This is a genomic window from Pantoea phyllosphaerae, from assembly GCF_051025595.1.
Lineage (GTDB): Bacteria > Pseudomonadota > Gammaproteobacteria > Enterobacterales > Enterobacteriaceae > Pantoea.
In genome coordinates this window covers 442,750-458,262 of record NZ_JBPFDE010000001.1, presented here as the reverse complement: position 1 = coordinate 458,262, position 15,513 = coordinate 442,750, and the positions used below count along the sequence as shown (strand labels likewise).

At 57.2% G+C, this 15,513-nt stretch carries 17 protein-coding genes; 6 read left to right on the top strand and 11 right to left on the bottom strand.

Annotated features, from left to right (window positions below; translation table 11 throughout):
- Positions 1–8 precede the first annotated feature (8 nt).
- From motB to otsB, 6 genes are all read right to left on the bottom strand, one after another.
- Complete coding sequence (motB, locus tag ACR6A7_RS02145) at positions 9–956, bottom strand: flagellar motor protein MotB (protein ID WP_434123113.1); 948 nt, start codon at positions 954–956, stop codon at positions 9–11.
- A complete protein-coding gene (gene motA / locus ACR6A7_RS02140; RefSeq protein WP_434123112.1) occupies positions 953–1,840 on the bottom strand; it encodes a flagellar motor stator protein MotA in 888 nt (295 codons plus the stop codon). Before motA ends, motB begins: the two co-directional genes overlap by 4 nt.
- Positions 1,841–1,973: 133 nt before the next feature.
- Entirely contained in the window at positions 1,974–2,552 is a 579-nt protein-coding gene (gene flhC / locus ACR6A7_RS02135) for a flagellar transcriptional regulator FlhC (RefSeq protein WP_434123111.1), read from the bottom strand.
- Positions 2,553–2,903, bottom strand: a complete 351-nt coding sequence (gene flhD / locus ACR6A7_RS02130; protein ID WP_434123110.1) for a flagellar transcriptional regulator FlhD — start codon at positions 2,901–2,903, stop codon at positions 2,553–2,555. It lies immediately after the preceding gene.
- A 990-nt stretch (positions 2,904–3,893) separates the two neighbouring features.
- Positions 3,894–5,330 carry an alpha,alpha-trehalose-phosphate synthase gene (gene otsA, locus ACR6A7_RS02125; protein WP_434123109.1) on the bottom strand — a complete coding sequence of 479 codons (1,437 nt, stop codon included), beginning with the start codon at positions 5,328–5,330 and terminating at the stop codon, positions 3,894–3,896.
- A gap of 5 nt (positions 5,331–5,335) precedes the next feature.
- Complete coding sequence (gene otsB, locus ACR6A7_RS02120) at positions 5,336–6,115, bottom strand: trehalose-phosphatase (RefSeq protein WP_434123108.1); 780 nt, start codon at positions 6,113–6,115, stop codon at positions 5,336–5,338.
- Between the two features lie 470 nt (positions 6,116–6,585).
- Between otsB and pdxK the strand changes: the two genes are divergently transcribed.
- Together pdxK and ACR6A7_RS02110 are read left to right on the top strand one after the other, a co-directional pair.
- Complete coding sequence (gene pdxK, locus ACR6A7_RS02115; protein WP_434123107.1) at positions 6,586–7,428, top strand: pyridoxine/pyridoxal/pyridoxamine kinase; 843 nt, start codon at positions 6,586–6,588, stop codon at positions 7,426–7,428.
- A 60-nt stretch (positions 7,429–7,488) separates the two neighbouring features.
- Entirely contained in the window at positions 7,489–8,304 is an 816-nt protein-coding gene (locus ACR6A7_RS02110) for a substrate-binding domain-containing protein (protein ID WP_434123106.1), read from the top strand.
- Between the two features lie 44 nt (positions 8,305–8,348).
- On the opposite strand, the gene ACR6A7_RS02105 is transcribed toward ACR6A7_RS02110, so the two are convergent.
- The 4 genes from ACR6A7_RS02105 to ACR6A7_RS02090 all read right to left on the bottom strand — a co-directional run bounded on the left by ACR6A7_RS02105 (position 8,349) and on the right by ACR6A7_RS02090 (position 10,803).
- Positions 8,349–8,765, bottom strand: coding sequence for a helix-turn-helix domain-containing protein (locus ACR6A7_RS02105; RefSeq protein ID WP_434123105.1), 417 nt, complete (start codon positions 8,763–8,765; stop codon positions 8,349–8,351).
- Positions 8,762–9,073 carry a type II toxin-antitoxin system HigB family toxin gene (locus tag ACR6A7_RS02100; RefSeq protein WP_434123104.1) on the bottom strand — a complete coding sequence of 104 codons (312 nt, stop codon included), beginning with the start codon at positions 9,071–9,073 and terminating at the stop codon, positions 8,762–8,764. Before ACR6A7_RS02100 ends, ACR6A7_RS02105 begins: the two co-directional genes overlap by 4 nt.
- A 95-nt stretch (positions 9,074–9,168) precedes the next feature.
- Positions 9,169–9,729 (bottom strand): NlpC/P60 family protein, encoded by a 561-nt coding sequence (locus ACR6A7_RS02095; protein ID WP_434123329.1) that lies wholly within the window; start codon positions 9,727–9,729, stop codon positions 9,169–9,171.
- A gap of 162 nt (positions 9,730–9,891) precedes the next feature.
- A complete protein-coding gene (locus ACR6A7_RS02090) occupies positions 9,892–10,803 on the bottom strand; it encodes a LysR family transcriptional regulator (protein ID WP_434123103.1) in 912 nt (303 codons plus the stop codon).
- A 115-nt stretch (positions 10,804–10,918) separates the two neighbouring features.
- Here ACR6A7_RS02090 and hpxD point away from each other — a divergent pair, with 115 nt between their 5' ends.
- The 4 genes from hpxD to msrA all read left to right on the top strand — a co-directional run bounded on the left by hpxD (position 10,919) and on the right by msrA (position 14,168).
- Positions 10,919–11,950 carry a molybdenum cofactor-independent xanthine hydroxylase subunit HpxD gene (gene hpxD, locus ACR6A7_RS02085; RefSeq protein ID WP_434123102.1) on the top strand — a complete coding sequence of 344 codons (1,032 nt, stop codon included), beginning with the start codon at positions 10,919–10,921 and terminating at the stop codon, positions 11,948–11,950.
- A gap of 12 nt (positions 11,951–11,962) precedes the next feature.
- Complete coding sequence (locus tag ACR6A7_RS02080) at positions 11,963–12,928, top strand: PDR/VanB family oxidoreductase (RefSeq protein ID WP_434123101.1); 966 nt, start codon at positions 11,963–11,965, stop codon at positions 12,926–12,928.
- Between the two features lie 41 nt (positions 12,929–12,969).
- Entirely contained in the window at positions 12,970–13,536 is a 567-nt protein-coding gene (locus tag ACR6A7_RS02075; protein ID WP_033749763.1) for a flavin reductase family protein, read from the top strand.
- A 98-nt stretch (positions 13,537–13,634) separates the two neighbouring features.
- Positions 13,635–14,168 (top strand): peptide-methionine (S)-S-oxide reductase MsrA, encoded by a 534-nt coding sequence (gene msrA, locus ACR6A7_RS02070; RefSeq protein WP_033791336.1) that lies wholly within the window; start codon positions 13,635–13,637, stop codon positions 14,166–14,168.
- A 64-nt stretch (positions 14,169–14,232) separates the two neighbouring features.
- Here msrA and ACR6A7_RS02065 read toward each other — a convergent pair whose 3' ends face one another.
- On the bottom strand, positions 14,233–15,315 hold the full coding sequence (locus tag ACR6A7_RS02065) for an acyltransferase family protein (protein ID WP_434123100.1): 1,083 nt from the start codon (positions 15,313–15,315) through the stop codon (positions 14,233–14,235).
- Between the last annotated feature and the right edge of the window lie 198 nt (positions 15,316–15,513).

Here is a 15,513-nt window from a genome sequence, read left to right as displayed (position 1 = left end):
TCACGGGATCACCTCGGCTGTGAGGGGGCTGTTGTGGTTACCGGGCTGCTGCCTTGCGGCACAGGCGGCGCGGTAATCTTTTCTATGGCCGCCGGATCGCTCACCTGTACGGCGTCGCTCTCGGCGTTCTCTTTTTCAATCGCCGCTTCGGTGTCATGGTTCAACACCAGCAGGCTAATGCGGCGGTTAACGGCATCGTTACCGACGCGATTTTTCAGTTTCATGGTGTCGGCCATGCCGACCACGCGCAGGACTTTGCCGCCGTCGAGCCCGCCTATGACCAGCTCGCGACGCGAGGCGTTGGCGCGATCGGCGGAAAGCTCCCAGTTGCTGTAGCCGCGATCGCCATTCGCGTACTGAAAGTCGTCGGTATGGCCCGCCAGGCTGATGCGGTTCGGTATATCGTTAAGCAGCGGCGCAATGGCACGCAGGATGTCGCGCATATAGGGCTCGACTTCGGCGCTGCCGGTTTTAAACATCGGCCGGTTCTGGCTGTCGATAATCTGGATGCGTAACCCCTCTTCCACCATGTTGATAATCAGGTGCGGACGCAGGGCTTTCAGGCGCGGATCCGCTTCAATCAGCTGGTCCAGCTTTTCGCGCAGGCGATTCAGGCGAATGTCATCCAGCTTGCGCTTCTGCTCATCCATATTGACGACTTTTTTTACCTCGCCCTGGATGCGCGTCGCGTCGTCGCCGCCGCCTGGAATCGGGCTGTCGCTATCGCTACTGCGCTTGCCGCCGGTCAGAGCGACCTTAAGCGGCGTTTTAAAATATTCAGCGATCTGCACCAGCTCCTGCGGGCTGGAGATGGAGATCAGCCACATCACCATAAAGAAGGCCATCATCGCCGTCATAAAGTCGGCATAGGCGATCTTCCAGGAACCGTGACCGCCTTCGTGACCTTTATGCTTGCGCTTTTTGACGACGATGATTGGGCGGTTGCTGTTCTTCATGCACTTTCGTCCGAAGTCTGTTTCGCCGGGTTCTTCGCGTTACGTACGTGCTCCTCCAGCTCGCTGAACGACGGACGCTCGGTGGAGTAAAGCGTCTTACGGCCAAATTCCACTGCAATCTGCGGCGCATAGCCGTTCAGGCTGGAGAGCAGCGTGACCTTGATGCACTGCATCATCTTGGTGGTTTCAGAGCACTTCTGGCGCAGTACCGACGCCAGCGGCGAGATAAAGCCATACGCCAGCAGAATGCCGAGGAAGGTTCCTACCATCGCGTGCGCCACCAGCGCGCCCAGTTCGGCCGCCGGACGGTCCGCTGAGGCCAGCGCGTGCACCACGCCCATTACCGCCGCCACGATGCCGAAGGCGGGCAGGCCGTCGCCGACGGCGGATAGACTTTGCGCTGGCACTTCACATTCATGTTCGTAGGTCTCGATCTCTTCATCCATCAGCGCCTCGATCTCAAAGGCGTTCATGTTGCCGCTGACCATCAGACGCAGATAATCGGTAATAAAATCCACTAGCTGTTTATCGGCGAGAATACGCGGATAATTAGCAAATATTTCGCTCTGTGTTGGATCTTCAATATCGCGTTCCAGCGACAGCATGCCCTGCTGACGCGACTTAGCCATCAGGCGATAGAGCAGCGCCATTAAATCCATATAAAGGGCTTTATTATATTTTGAGCCGCGCATCAGCTTTGGCAGCGCTTTTACCGTCTTTTTAATCGACTTGCCGTTGTTGCCGACGAAAAAAGCGCCAAGCGCGGCACCGCCGATAATTAACAGCTCTGACGGCTGGTAAAGGGCACCCAGATGACCACCCACCAGCGCATATCCGCCCAACACGGATGCGACAACAATGATATAACCCAATAAGATCAGCACTAGAACATCCTTACGTCCGTAACGTGTTGGTGGAAGTTAAGCCAGAGAGCCGCAGGCGCTATTCAGATCGTGGGCAAAAAAAAAGCAGCGGGGGATACCCGCTGCTGGATGACTTTCCACGATGCGAACAAACTTAAACGGCGTGTTTAACCTGTTCATCCAGCAGTTGTGGAAAGGTATCGGCAGAATCTGCAGAAAGTTTACGTCTTTTTACCGCGCGCGACGGCGGCTGGCACAGGCTGCAGACGAAGCTGCCGACCGGCTGATGCGCATGGTTAATAAAACTGCCGTTGCAGCTTTTGCAGTCGGACAGTTCGAGCATATTACTTTCAACGAATCGCACCAGGGTCCAGGCGCGCGTCAGCGCCAACAGCGGGCCCTCGTCCGATTGCGGACACTGTTCGAGATAGAGGCGGTAAGCTTTAATGACCGCGTCAACGCCGGTCGCCATGCCGGTTTTTAGCATAAACTGCCAGGCGTTGCAGAACATAGAGGCGTGGATATTTTGCTCCCACGTCATAAACCAGTCGGTGGAAAAAGGCAGCATGCCCTTCGGCGGCGGGCTGCCGCGCAGCTCTTTATAAAGTTTAATTAAGCGGCCGCGGCTTAACTGGGTTTCGCTTTCCAGCATTTGCAAACGCGCGCCGAGCGTAATTAATTCCATCGCGAGCTGAATATCGCGCGCTTCCTGAACAATGCTCTTTTCCGACATTTACATCGCCCTCTTCTTCGCCGGCACTTCATCTTTAGAAGCATTACGCAGTAAACGGCTGGATAATAAAATGCCGGTGTGGATTTGCTGTAAATCATCCACGCGAGATTCCTGCGTCAGGCGGTTAATAATAGTGTGATCGTTAAAGCGAAACTGGCAAACCAACTGATTGGTTTCCGCTAACTTTACCATTTCCGGTAGAGTTAATTGCGACAATGCGTTAGCCATCTCTTCATCAATTCCGAGGCGAAACATTGCAGAAGCTTTTTCCTGGTTAATTAATCGCTGTGCAAGCAGTAAATATGACAGATTGAGATCATAAATATGTTTCAGTAAATCAGATGTACCCATTTTTTCCATCCTGACAGACACGACGTGAGAGCTTCGCAGAAAAACCCTCTGCGTTACGGGTTGCTGGTTGTTAGGTATAAAGATGGCAAAAATTGACAGCCAAAAACCAAACGTACTCTGAAGTCTGCCTCATGTCCTGAACGACATATTTACAGTGTTAGTCAAAACCCCAGGGCCATTCTTTTTTAAATTATTGCGCTCTTCCGTGACGTCTTTTTACATTCTTTTAAGACTATTCCTAAAACAACGCAAATCTATCCCGTCTGATTTACACATACAACGACAGGACCATGAAATTTTAGATAAAGTGTGATCTGCATCACACTTTTAAGGCAAATTTTTTCGCGAACCCTTCAGTGATGCTTTTATTTTGTCTATTTTTTGCACAAATCAGCTTTGTTTCATTTATATTTCGTCCTAACAAAGGGCTTATTACCCTAATGGACCCGATATCTCTTTTATCCCGCCTCGCCAGCGATCGATTATTTTTAACAATGCCATTAACGCCCTACAAGGCGCCATGTACTTATCGTATAGCAGCATAATATGCTAAAAACAGGCGTGACTAACCGCTGGAAAATTAATTACTTAGGGCAAATATTTCCTGGAGGGCGTAAGCGAAGCGTAAAGAGAGATGACGCATAATCGTCGCGTTTTAACAACGAATCGTTAATGTTTTAAGGTGGGCGTAAAGCAGAGAACAGCAGGTGTAACAAGGTGTTACATTAGAGATATGAATGAATAATGCATTTGACACTTTTATGACTCATAACTATCGGCATTTTGCCGTCAGACTTTAGGTTCGCGTGGGCAAAAAAAGCCGTTTTTTTCTTAACTGTGGATTAAAACAGCAAACAGACTCGGTCGGAATTGTCAGCTGACAACCATAATCTTAAGAGGAACTGGAGAGCGATGAATGAGTGAGTGAATGAGTGAGTGAGTGAGAGAAGCAGGATAAAGGGCGGTCCATAGAGCGGACCGCCATGAGAATCAGGCGAGTTTGGGGAAAGTGGCCACTTTATTCACCGTGCTGTGATCTTCACTGCGCGGCGGGATAGCCCACAAATCCTTCAGGAAGCTTTCGCGCCAGTGAGTGATGTCATGCTTGCGCAGTACGGCCATCATGTCGTTGTAGCGTGAAATACGCTCGGTCCGCGGCATGGTCAGCGCTTTATTCAGCGCCGCTGCCACTTCATCACGATCGTAAGGGTTAACAATCAGTGCGGAGGTCAGCTCGTTGGCAGCACCGGCAAAGCGCGACAGCACCAGCACGCCTGGATCGTCCGGGTCCTGCGCGGCAATATACTCCTTCGCCACCAGATTCATGCCGTCGCGCAGCGGCGTCACCAGCCCGACATCGGTCAGACGGAAGATCTTCATCAGCAGACGGCGGTCAAAATGCTGGTTCAGGTAGTAGAGCGGTGTCCAGCCCAGCGTACCGTACTTGCCGTTGATGCGGCCCGCTTCAGTTTCGAGCTGATGACGAATATCCTGATACGCCTGCACGTCCCCGCGCGAGGTTGGCGCGATCTGCGAATAGCGGATTTTGCCGCGATGCTCAGGGAAATTTTCCAGCAGCGCCTCATAGGCCAGGAACCGCTCCGGTAGCCCTTTGGAATAGTCGAGGCGCTCGCAGGCAATAATGTTTTTCGCATCGCCCAGCTCGCGTTTCATCGCCGCCATTTTCGGCGGCAGCGGACCTTCAGCCATCTCCTTGATACTGTCGGGCTCGATGCCGATAGGATAGACCTCGGTCATAAAGGTGTTGCCGAACGCGCGGTGCTTTTTGTCGCCTGCATTCTGCAGCTTCGTCAGCTGGCTGAGGCAGTCGAGAAAGGCGACGCGATCCGATTCAGTCTGGAAGCCCAGCAGATCGTATTCGCACAGCATCTCAAGCAGCTCCTGATGCGGCGGCAGCGCGTTGAAAATTTCCGGCGTTGGGAACGGGATGTGCAGGAAGAAGCCGATGCGGTTATTCACGCCCTGCTTGCGCAGTTCGGCGGCGAACGGCAGCAGATGATAATCGTGGATCCACAAGGTGTCGTCCGGCTTAATCAGCGGCTTCAGGCGCTGCGCCAGCATCTCGTTGACGCGGCAGTAGCCGTCCCAGGCTTCGCGCTGGAACTGTACCAGATCGAGACGGTAGTGGAACGCGGGCCAGATAACGGTATTAGAGAACTGGCAGTAATACAGATCGTAATCGTTCTGACTCAGCGGCAGCGCGGCGTAGGAGATGCCGTCATGCTCTACCTGTACCAGCTCGTCTTCCTCTTCTCCGGAAAATTCGCTGATCTCCCCGTTCCAGCCAAACCACAGGCCGCCGGTGCTTTTCAGCGCGTCAAGAATGCCGACGGCGAGGCCGCCTGCGCTGGCTTTTTTCCCATCAGGAATGGCGATTCGGTTAGATACGACCACTAAACGACTCATAACCTTTACTCCTTACCGACATTGTCTTGTTTTATTTGTAATAGTAATCGCTCCAGCCATGCGTAAACCGCCTCAACGTCTGGCAGCCGATAACGCGCCTGACTGGAACCTTGGCCAACCTTCACGGAAATGCCCTGCATGGCGTTTACGGCGATAAATCCTTTCTCATCCGTTAGATCGTCTCCGACAAATACCGGGATACGACCGGCAAAGGGCGCTTCGCGCATAAAGGCGCGTACGGCTTCGCCTTTATCAACGCCCTGCGGTTTGATCTCCACAACGCATTTCCCCGGCTGAAGCGCCAGCGCCGGAAAGCGTTTCACGGCCTGTTCGGCCAGCGTGAGGACATCCTGCTCATGCTGCATCGCCTGACGGTAGTGCAGCGCGAAGGCCATGCCTTTGGCCTCGAGTAGCGTGCCTGGCCAGCGCGCCATCGCCTCTTGCAGCTGCTGCTGCAGGGCGTCGGCGACCACGGGCTCCAGACGGATAAAGTGCTGTTCGCCCTGCGCATCGCGACGCTCGGCGCCGTGAACGCCCGCCGCGGGCGCAATTAAGGGTGCGGCCAGCGCGTCGAGCTGTGAAATCGGCCGCCCCGACACCAGCGCCAGTGCGCCGTGACACAGGGAGGCGAGCTGCTGCAGCTGCTGACGCACCTTTTCCGGGATAAAAACGGCGTCAGGCTGCGGCTGAATGGCCGCAAGGGTGCCGTCTACGTCAAAAAAGAAGGCATAAAGACCGCCGCTTAGCGCAGGAAGCGAGGCATGTTCATTCGCCGCTTGGGTCACGTGTCTTCTCCTGTAGTTGATTCGGGCGCGTACGATTCGCGGCTTGTCAGGTCAGAGGCCTGGCTCGTCAACGCGCCATTGCAGGATGTTTGAGTGAGGATGAATGTCTGCGGGAGCACCAGCCGGAACGGCTGAGCGTGGGGTAAGGTGCAGGGCAAAAACTGCGGGTACCAGCAAGTCACTTCAGATAAGACGCCACTACGTTTTAGAACCTTCACAGACATATCAACCTGACTGAAAACATCGTCGCGATTAAGTGTAGACGGCCTTGCCATATTTGCCACTCGACGCGGCATTATTTGCGTGTTGTTAGCAGAATATTCTGCCGTTAGCGCTTCGCTTAGCGTTGCGCCGCGCTTTGTCCGGCAAGGGCTGAAGCGGGTTAAGGGAAGCGGCACCGCCAGGCGCTGCCTGCCGCTGGCCCCCTCGTAGCGATATACTGGTGCAAGAGTGCCAACAAGGAGCGCAATATGTTTCAGGTTTCCGACGCCGCAGATGGCGAAATCATCGACGTCATCTCCGTTCAGTCGCAGGTGGTTTACGGCAGCGTAGGCAACAGCATCGCCGTCCCTGCGCTGCGCCGCCATGGGCTGCAGGTTGTGGCAGTGCCTACGGTGCTGTTGAGCAATACGCCCCACTATGCCAGCTGCTACGGCGGCGAGATCCCTCAGCCCTGGTTTGAAGGCTATCTGACCGCGCTGGCCGAGCGGAACCTGGATAGCGCCGCGCGCGCCGTGGTGCTGGGCTATCTGAAATCCACCGATAAGGCGGCGTCGCTGGCGCGCTGGCTGCGGCTGATGCGTGAGAAAAACCCGCAGATGCCGGTGATTATCGATCCGGTTCTGGGCGATGACGACAGTGGCTTCTACGTCGATCCGCAGCTGGCGGTCCACTATCGGCAACAGCTTGCGCCGCTGGCGACCGGCCTGACGCCGAACCGCTTTGAGCTGGGCTGTCTGTGCGACGCGCCGCTGGAGAGCAACGCCGAGATTATCGACGCCGCCCGCTCGCTGCTCAGCGCCCAAACCCAATGGGTGGTGGTGACCAGCGCTACGCACGACGAGACGCGTCACTGCATGGAGGTGTTTTGCGTGACCGCGGAAGAGACCTTCGTCACCGAACACCCGCGCTACGATAATCCGCCCAAAGGCACAGGCGATCTCTTTACCGCCGAGCTGACCGCCCGCCTGCTGCGCGGCACGCCGCTGAGCCAGGCGGTCAAGCAGGCAAGCCTGTATGCCCAGCAGTCGGTTCTGGCGACCCGCACGCTGGGCAGGCGCGAACTGCAGCTGGCGGACGCAGAACCATTGTGAAACAGGCGCCGCATCCTTTATGGTACGGGGACCTCTACTCACCTTAACAGGGTCTTCATAATGTATAACAACACCTGTAAAACCATTGGCGTGCTGAGCCATGATTTCAGCCATCCGCAGACGGCGGCGCTGCTGCAGGAGGTGAACCGGCAGCTTAACGCGCGCGGCTGCGCGGCGCTGCTGGTCGACGCTGCCGATCAGCGCGCGCGTCAGCTGGCGCCGCTGCTGAGCGGCGCGCTCCACCTCTCCGGTCAGTTCAGCGATACGTTTCGCGCCGCTGCCGGGCCGATCCCGCTGCTGACGCTGGATGAGCTAAATCTGGACGGCTATGCCGCTGGCGCAGAGATGGGTCAGCTGCTGCTGGCGCAGGGCCATCAGCGTTTCGGCTACCTGCAACCGGCGCGCTGCGCCGATCCCGCCCGCATCGACGGTTTCTGCAGCGTATTAGCGGCGGCGGATAAACGCCTGGATCAGTCGCTTATTGCCGACGAGGGCGATGAACGCATCAGCGGCTATCAGGCGATGCTTGCCTACCTGAAGCGCGCCCGCGCCTCGGAGCGCATCCAGGCGCTATTCTGCGACAGCGACCCGCTGGCATTCGGCGCGCTACAGGCGGTGCGGGATTTTGGTCAGGGGGCGCATGTCGCCGTGGTGGGATTTGGTGATTGCCTGGAGGCGGGCGCCTCGCCCTGGCATCTTACAAGCTGGGCGCAGCCGCAGGCGCTGCGGGTCACGGAGGCGCTAAACCGGCTGCTGCTTAATCGCGTGGCGGAGGATGGCGCCTGGCGCAGCGGCGAGCTGCGGGTGCGCCACTCCCATCAGGGCAGAGCGGCGCTGGGCGAAATGGGCCAGTGCGGCTGCGCCGTTCGGCACTGATCGAAAAGCCCGCCGTAAGGCGGGCTTGCTGAGCGAGATCGACATTAACTGTCGCGAAAAGCCTCGAACGGGAGATTGAAGCGTTTTGCCAGTGCGGCTTTATGCTTATCGGTCAACTGGCGATCGCCTTTCAGGATACGACTTACATATGAACGCTGGCCGATCTCCTCAGCAAAGGATGACTGAGTGAGCCCGTGCTGATCCATCAGCACGCGTAGCAACGCAACGCCTCCCGGTAGATTAGCAATGCGAGTATTGAAAGCGGTGAACTCAGGCGCGTTACTTTCATATTTCGCTACTTTATCAGCCAGCATGTCGATCAAGGGACTGTTCGGCTCATGTTCAACCAGATACTCCACCAGCTCCAGTGCCTGCTTGTAATCATCTTTTGAGGGACTTGCGCCCAAAAAAGGTACGATTTTGATTAAATCGTTCGTTGCCTGGATGGCTTCTGCGATCATTCTTTGTTCTCCCGATAATGCTTCACCAGCCTGTCATACTCAGAATGTGTCACGATATGCTTGATAAAAATTCTTTTAGCGACGAAATCAGCGAAAAACATCACTCTTAAATGATTGCCGCCAACATCAATTACCCACCATTTAGCCCGATACTTCATCCGGTCAAGCGAGGGAAAAAAAGATTTCAGATCCTCTGGCTCGGCAAACTCTCTGCCATTGAGCATCCTGTAAGTTGCATCCAGCGCGGCGGCATAGGCCGGGAACTTTATAGCCGCTTCGAGGAATATTTTTCTTGAGATGATGTGCATCCTGCTTTCTCGTTTTCCTTATTGGAAACATCATAGTCTAACGTGATGATGTTTCCAACAGGTAAACACGACAGCGTTCTGATCGGTGAGGAGGCTTACTTACGCGCCAGCGTCATACCGCTGCCTTTATTAAGGGTGATCTGCGCGTTGTACTCTTTCGGCAGGCGCCGTGCCTGATAGAAGACTTTTTGCCAGTAAGGATTATTCAGCTCGGAGCGCACCACGCCCTGGCTGACCGAGGCGTGGAAAAAGTGCTGGTCGGTATCATAGAAGCCGACGTGCATGCCGCCTTTGATGCGGAAAAAGACCAGGTCGCCCGGCTGCAGATCGCGCGGCGCAATGCGCTTGCCCATCTTCAGCAGTTCGGTGGTGGTGACGCGATCCATCGGCAGGTTAAAGCGATCCTTCAGCGTGCGCCAGACAAAGCCGGAGCAGTCGACGCCGGAAAGTTCGGTGCCGCCCCACTGATATTGCGTGCCGTGCCAGGTATGCATCTGATCGTGCAGCGCGGCAACAACCGGAATGAGGTCGCCCTGATCGCCCTGGCCCGTATCGCTGACCTGCGTATCGTTCCGTGCGGAGGGTTCAGTAGAATGGCGGGAGCAGCCGCCAAGCAAAAAAGCGGATGCTAACAGAAGCGTCAGCAGAGGTCGCAGAGTCATCATCATGTAAGGTGAAACCCTAAGCAGGTTGGCGTGGTAGAGGACTTATAGCCTAATTAGGCTTTCCGCTAAACCTGACCCGCTTCCGCTTTACGTTAATTTACAAAAAGGGCGACCGGTGCGCGCTATCTGCTGATTTTAAGGCAAATCTTCACCTTAGCCTGACGCGTTAAGCGATTCGATCACACCGGTCAAATGTTGAATCACCTGCTGGGCGGCGCGCGACAGCTGCCGCGCCGGCGCGCAGCATAGTGCCAGCGTCAGCGGCCGCACGTTAGCGTCGCGCAGCGGCACAAAGCTCAGCGTCCCCCGCTCCACCTCATCCATCACGTCCAGCAGGCTTAATATGCTGATGCCACTGCCCTGCTTGATCAGCGATTTAATCAGACGAATATCGTTACAGGTAATGACGTTCTCCGGCTGCAGGTTGTGCTTCTGGTAGAGCATCTCGACCCGCTCATGTACCACCAGCGGCGCGCCGGGAATGATATGCCGCTCCGCGCTGAGCTGGCCGGTGGAGAGCGTCGCGCGTGCGCTAAGCGCATGCCCGGCGGGCAGCACCACCCCCATCGGCAGCTCGGCGAAGGCCATCACGCTTAGTCCGGCCTGCGCCTGTGGGTCGAGCACCAGCCCGGCGTCAAGCTCCGCCAGCCGCACCTGCTCGCCGATCTGCGCGCTGTCGTGCACGCTGAGGTCGAGCCGCAGCCAGGGATGCGTCTGTGCAATGTGCGACAGCGCATCGGCAATGGCCCCTTCATTTAGCGCCTGAATCAGCCCAAGCGTGACGTGGCCGCGCCGCAGCCCCTGAATCTCATCGAAGCGCTGACGGGTGCGCTGGTACTCGCGCTGCCAGCGACGCAGGTCATCCAGCAGCAGCTCGCCAGCGCTGGTCAGACGCATACCGTCCGGCAGCCGTTCGAACAGCCGCATGCCCAGCTCCTCTTCCGCCTGTAAGATTTGCCGGTTAATCGCCGAAGCGGAGACGTGCAGCCGTTCCGCCGCCTTACGCAGGCTACCGCTGCGCGCCAGTTCGAGAAAATAGTGAGAGAAGCGAGAAAAAGGGAGCATCAGTTACCTGTACCGTTTAACGCAACACCTTAGTGAAAAAACGATGATGGATCGTTGCACCCACCTTTGTCCACAATGTTGATATCTTCTCTTGCGCCTCAGACAGGTAATCGCCATGAAACAACCTTCGCCTCCCGCCCATTGCACTTTTGAACCTGATGACTGGCTGCGGCTGGCGCGCTGCTGGCATCCCGTGGCGCGTCTGTGCGACGTTGGTCCTGCGCCGATGAAAGCGGTGCTGCTTGACGAGCAGCTGGTGATCTACCGCATCAATGAGCAGATTGTCGCCGCGAAAGATGTCTGCCCGCACCGCGGCGTGCCGCTGACGCTCGGCTTTCACGACGAACACGGCATTATTTGCCCTTACCACGGACTGCGCTTTGGCGAGGATGGCCGCTGTAACCGCATTCCTTCTAGCCCCAACCAGCCGGTGCCCGCCAAGCTCAATCTCATCAACTTTCCGGTAGAGGTGCGCTTCGGGCTGGTATGGGTCTGCCTCGCCCCGGATGCGGATAACCCCGCCGCGCTGCCGCAGATGCCGCACTGGGACGACGCCAGCTTTCAGCAGATCACCTGTCCTCCTTTCGACGTCGCCGGCTTTGCCGGACGCCAGGTCGAGGGATTTCTCGACGTGGCCCATTTCGCGTGGGTGCACAGCGAAACCTTCGCCGATCCCGGCAATCAGGAGGTGCCGCCCTACAACCCGGTGGAGACGGCGTATGGCTTTGCGGTGGATTACTGGAGCTCGGTTTCCAACTTCGCGGCGGGCTCCGATCAGCAGGCGCCGGAGGGCTTTCAGTGGCTGCGTCATTTTGAGATGCATCTTCCCTTTACCGCCACGCTGACGGTGCATTTTCCCGAGGCGGCGCGCCTGGTGATTATGAACGCCGCCTCGCCGGTTTCAGCGCGCAAAACGCGGATGTTCGCGCCCATCGCGCGCAACTTCGACCTGCATATCCCCGTCGAAGAGGTGCACGCCTTTAACCATCGCGTGTTCGAGGAAGACCGGCTGATGGTGGAGACGCAGATGCCGGAGCGCCTGCCGCTCGATCTGACGCTGGAGGCGCATATTCCCGCCGACCGCAGCTCTATCGCCTACCGTCGCGGCCTGAAAAAACAGGGCTACGGCGACTTTTTCCTGGTGTAGGGAGGAGATGAGATGACAACGTTTACGGTAACTGTCGATGGTTTGTCGCGTCAGGGACGCCACGCCGTTGCGCTGAGCCTGGTGCGCGATGACGGCCTGCCGCTGCCGCGCTGGGAGGCGGGCGCGCATATCGACCTGCAGCTGGGCAACGGCATGATGCGGCAATATTCGCTGACCGGTTCGCCGCTGCGCCAGGATCGCTATCTGATCTGCGTCGGGCTGGCCGCCGATTCGCGCGGCGGCTCGCGCTATATCCATCAGCAGCTGCGGCTGGGCCAGCGGCTGACTATTTCAGCGCCGCGCAACCTGTTTCCACTGGTGGCGGCGCAGCGCGTGGTGCTTATCGCCGCCGGCATCGGCCTGACGCCGCTGCTGGCGATGGCGGCGCAGCTCGAAGCGGACGCCGTGCCCTTTTCGCTGCACTATTATGTGAAGCAACGCCAGGATGCGGCCCTGACGCGCCAGCTGCTGCAGCCCTTCCGCTACGGCTACGGCGAGATCCTGTGCAGCGCCGAGGGGCGGAGCCCGCGTCAACACCTGCCTGAGGCGCTGCGCGCCCCTGAGCACGGGACGCATCTCTACCTCTGCGGGCCGCAGGGTTTTATGACGCATATGCAGCAGCAGGCGCAGGCGCTCGGCTGGCGGGCAGATCAGCTGCATACCGAAGCCTTTAGCGCCGCCGCGCCGACGCCGACGCAGGCAGACGACGAAAGCTTTATCGTCACGCTGGCCTCTTCCGGCGCCAGCTGGCCGGTGCCTGCGGATAAAACCATCGCCCGCGTGCTGCTGGAGAACGGCGTCGAGGTGCCGCTCTCCTGCGAAATGGGGCTGTGCGGCGCCTGCCTCACCCCGGTGGTGTCCGGGGAAGCGGACCATCGCGACACCGTGCAGACCGAAACGGAAAAGTCTGCGCCGCTTCAACAAATCGCGCTCTGCTGCTCGCGCAGCCGCAGTAAAGCGCTGGTGATCGACCTGTAGCTTCTACACTTAAAGGCATCGCCCCGAAATAAGGAGATGCCATGAGTCAACGTCTGCACAAAACCGCCTTTCCGGTCAGCAAGGCGCGTAAATACCTCGAGCCCGGCCCGGTGCTGCTGCTCAGCTCGCAGTTCGACACCCACAGCGACATCATGACGCTCGGCTGGCATACGGTGCTGGAGTTTTCACCGTCGCTGGTCGGCTGCATGATCTCCAGCATGAACCACAGTCATGCGCTGATCCGCGACAGCGGACAGTGCGTGCTAAACGTTCCCTCGGCGGATTTGATCGATAAGGTCGTCGCTATCGGCAACAGCCACGGCGACAAGCTGGATAAGTTCGATGCCTTTGGCCTCACCGCCGAACCGGCCAGCGTGGTGAACGCTCCGCTGATTAATGAGTGTTTCGCCAGCTTTGAGTGCCAGCTCTATGACGATTCGATGGTGGATAACTACAACCTGTTTATCTTCGAGATCGTCAAAGCCCACGTCGCCGACGAGCCGGAATTTCCGCCGACCCTGCACTATACCGGCGAAGGACGCTTTACCATCATGGGCGACCGGGTGCTGGATCGCAGCGGTCAGTTTAAACCTGAGATGCTGATTTAGCCTGCCCTCGGCCAATCTTGCCCTGCGCGGGTTGAAAAGGCGCGCAGCCGTCCCTACTCTCTCATACTCGACCTCGACCTCGACAGGAGTTAAGCATTATGGCAATCGAATACGCAGTGATCGCAGGCGGCTGTTTCTGGTGTACCGAAGCGGTTTTTAAAGATGTGATCGGCGTGGAGTCGGTTGAAAGCGGCTATACCGGCGGCGCGCGTCCTAATCCGACCTATGAGCAGGTCTGCAGCGGCGCGACCGGGCATGCGGAAGCGATTCGCATCGGATTTGATCCCGAGAAAGTGAGCTACGGCGATCTGCTGGATATCAGCTTCGCCACCCACGATCCGACGCAGCTTAACCGCCAGGGCAACGACATTGGCACGCAGTACCGTTCCGCCATCTTTCCGGCCACCCCGGAGCAGGAAGCAGAGGCGGTCGCCGCTATTGCACGCGCGCAGCAGGACCATCAGGATCCGGTGGTCACGACCATTGAACCGCTGAAAGAGTGGTATCCCGCCGAGGCCTATCATCAGGATTACTGGGAAGGCGCGGGCCAGCGCAACGGCTACTGCATGGCGGTCATTCCGCCGAAGCTGCAGAAGCTGCGTAAAAGCTTCGCCAGCCGCGTAAAAAGCTAAGCCAGCAGCGGGCCTGCCGCCCGCTGCCGCGCACTGAACAGCCCCGCCTGCGCGGGGCTTTTTTTCAGGTAGTGGAACGGGCGCGTTTCAGGCCGATCAGCGTCGGGAAGATAAACAGCGACTGCCCCAGGCCGCGATTGGTCACCGACCACACCGCCACCGAGCAGAGCGAGCAGAGGCCGACTATCGCGACCGGATAGAGGCAGGCCCACAGAAACGAGAACCAGGCCTGCTCGAACAGGTGGTGCCGCTGAGCGAACAGAATCGCCGACATACCAAAGAATTCGATAAAGATACGGTGGATCACATAAATCTGCAGCGTGTTGCGCCCTATCCAGTTCATGTAGCTCATGCTGAAATGCTGATTGAGCCAGCGGCAGGCCGCCACGCTCCCCAGCACCGCGATAATGCACATAAACAGGCTCTTATCGAGGCCGAAAATAACGTGCATGCCCGCCAGCGCCGCCAGTATCGCCCAGGGCATCCAGTTTTCCCGTCGCCATTCGCTCAGGCGCAGCATCATCGGGCTCCAGAACACGCCCAGCAGGAAGAAGACAAAATATTGTGCCACGCTCTGCGGCCCCCAGAAGGGAATAATTTTCTCTACCGCCAGGTAATTAAGCAGCACGGCAACCGCCAGCAGGGCCACTTTTTGCTGGCGAAAGATTTTGGCGCAGAGAAAATAGAGGCCGAGCCCGTAGAGATACCAGGAAGTGCTCATCGCCAGAAACGTCAGTTTTAAAAATTCAAACAGCGAACCGGCATAGGCGGCGTTAAGATTTTGAGAAATACGCTGGCCGGTTATTTCAGTTGAGATGCCGACAATCGACCACCACTGAATAAAGCCCCACAGAATGTAGAGATAAAAGAGATTGGTAATACGGCTGGTGAAAACCTGTTTCCAGGGACGATTAAGAATGCCGTTCGTGGCCAGCAGGCCGGAGACAAAGAAAAAGGCGGGCATACGCAGCGGCGACAGCACGGTATTAAACTGTACCCACATTTCCGCCGGGATCCAGCCTGCGGAAAGATACTTCAGCGTGCCTTCAAAGCCTGGCAGCACGGTGTGATAGAGCACGACCAGCAATATGCAGGCCCCCTTAAGGGTATTGACCCACGATATTTCATCTGACTTAGCGCTGTTCATAATTTGACTCCTGCTGTGTAGGTCAGAAATGAGAGAGGAAAAAAGAAAAAACGAGATAATACTTTTAGGATTATCTGGCGATTATTCGCCTTTCCCCTGCCGCTGACTCTAGCGAAAGTCTTAAAAGTTTTAATCTGGCCCTGAATTAACAAGGCTTTACGCGTTTCGTTTTTTCTTTACATTCCTTCCGTACAGCGC

Coding starts and splice junctions, on each gene's coding strand:
- hpxD (WP_434123102.1), top strand. CDS start 10,919: ATGAAACAACCTTCGCCTCCCGCCCATTGCACTTTTGAACCTGATGAC.
- flhD (WP_434123110.1), bottom strand. CDS start 2,903: ATGGGTACATCTGATTTACTGAAACATATTTATGATCTCAATCTGTCA.
- ACR6A7_RS02065 (WP_434123100.1), bottom strand. CDS start 15,315: ATGAACAGCGCTAAGTCAGATGAAATATCGTGGGTCAATACCCTTAAG.
- otsA (WP_434123109.1), bottom strand. CDS start 5,330: ATGAGTCGTTTAGTGGTCGTATCTAACCGAATCGCCATTCCTGATGGG.
- ACR6A7_RS02100 (WP_434123104.1), bottom strand. CDS start 9,073: ATGCACATCATCTCAAGAAAAATATTCCTCGAAGCGGCTATAAAGTTC.
- ACR6A7_RS02080 (WP_434123101.1), top strand. CDS start 11,963: ATGACAACGTTTACGGTAACTGTCGATGGTTTGTCGCGTCAGGGACGC.
- pdxK (WP_434123107.1), top strand. CDS start 6,586: ATGTTTCAGGTTTCCGACGCCGCAGATGGCGAAATCATCGACGTCATC.
- flhC (WP_434123111.1), bottom strand. CDS start 2,552: ATGTCGGAAAAGAGCATTGTTCAGGAAGCGCGCGATATTCAGCTCGCG.
- ACR6A7_RS02110 (WP_434123106.1), top strand. CDS start 7,489: ATGTATAACAACACCTGTAAAACCATTGGCGTGCTGAGCCATGATTTC.
- ACR6A7_RS02075 (WP_033749763.1), top strand. CDS start 12,970: ATGAGTCAACGTCTGCACAAAACCGCCTTTCCGGTCAGCAAGGCGCGT.
- ACR6A7_RS02105 (WP_434123105.1), bottom strand. CDS start 8,765: ATGATCGCAGAAGCCATCCAGGCAACGAACGATTTAATCAAAATCGTA.
- motB (WP_434123113.1), bottom strand. CDS start 956: ATGAAGAACAGCAACCGCCCAATCATCGTCGTCAAAAAGCGCAAGCAT.
- msrA (WP_033791336.1), top strand. CDS start 13,635: ATGGCAATCGAATACGCAGTGATCGCAGGCGGCTGTTTCTGGTGTACC.
- ACR6A7_RS02090 (WP_434123103.1), bottom strand. CDS start 10,803: ATGCTCCCTTTTTCTCGCTTCTCTCACTATTTTCTCGAACTGGCGCGC.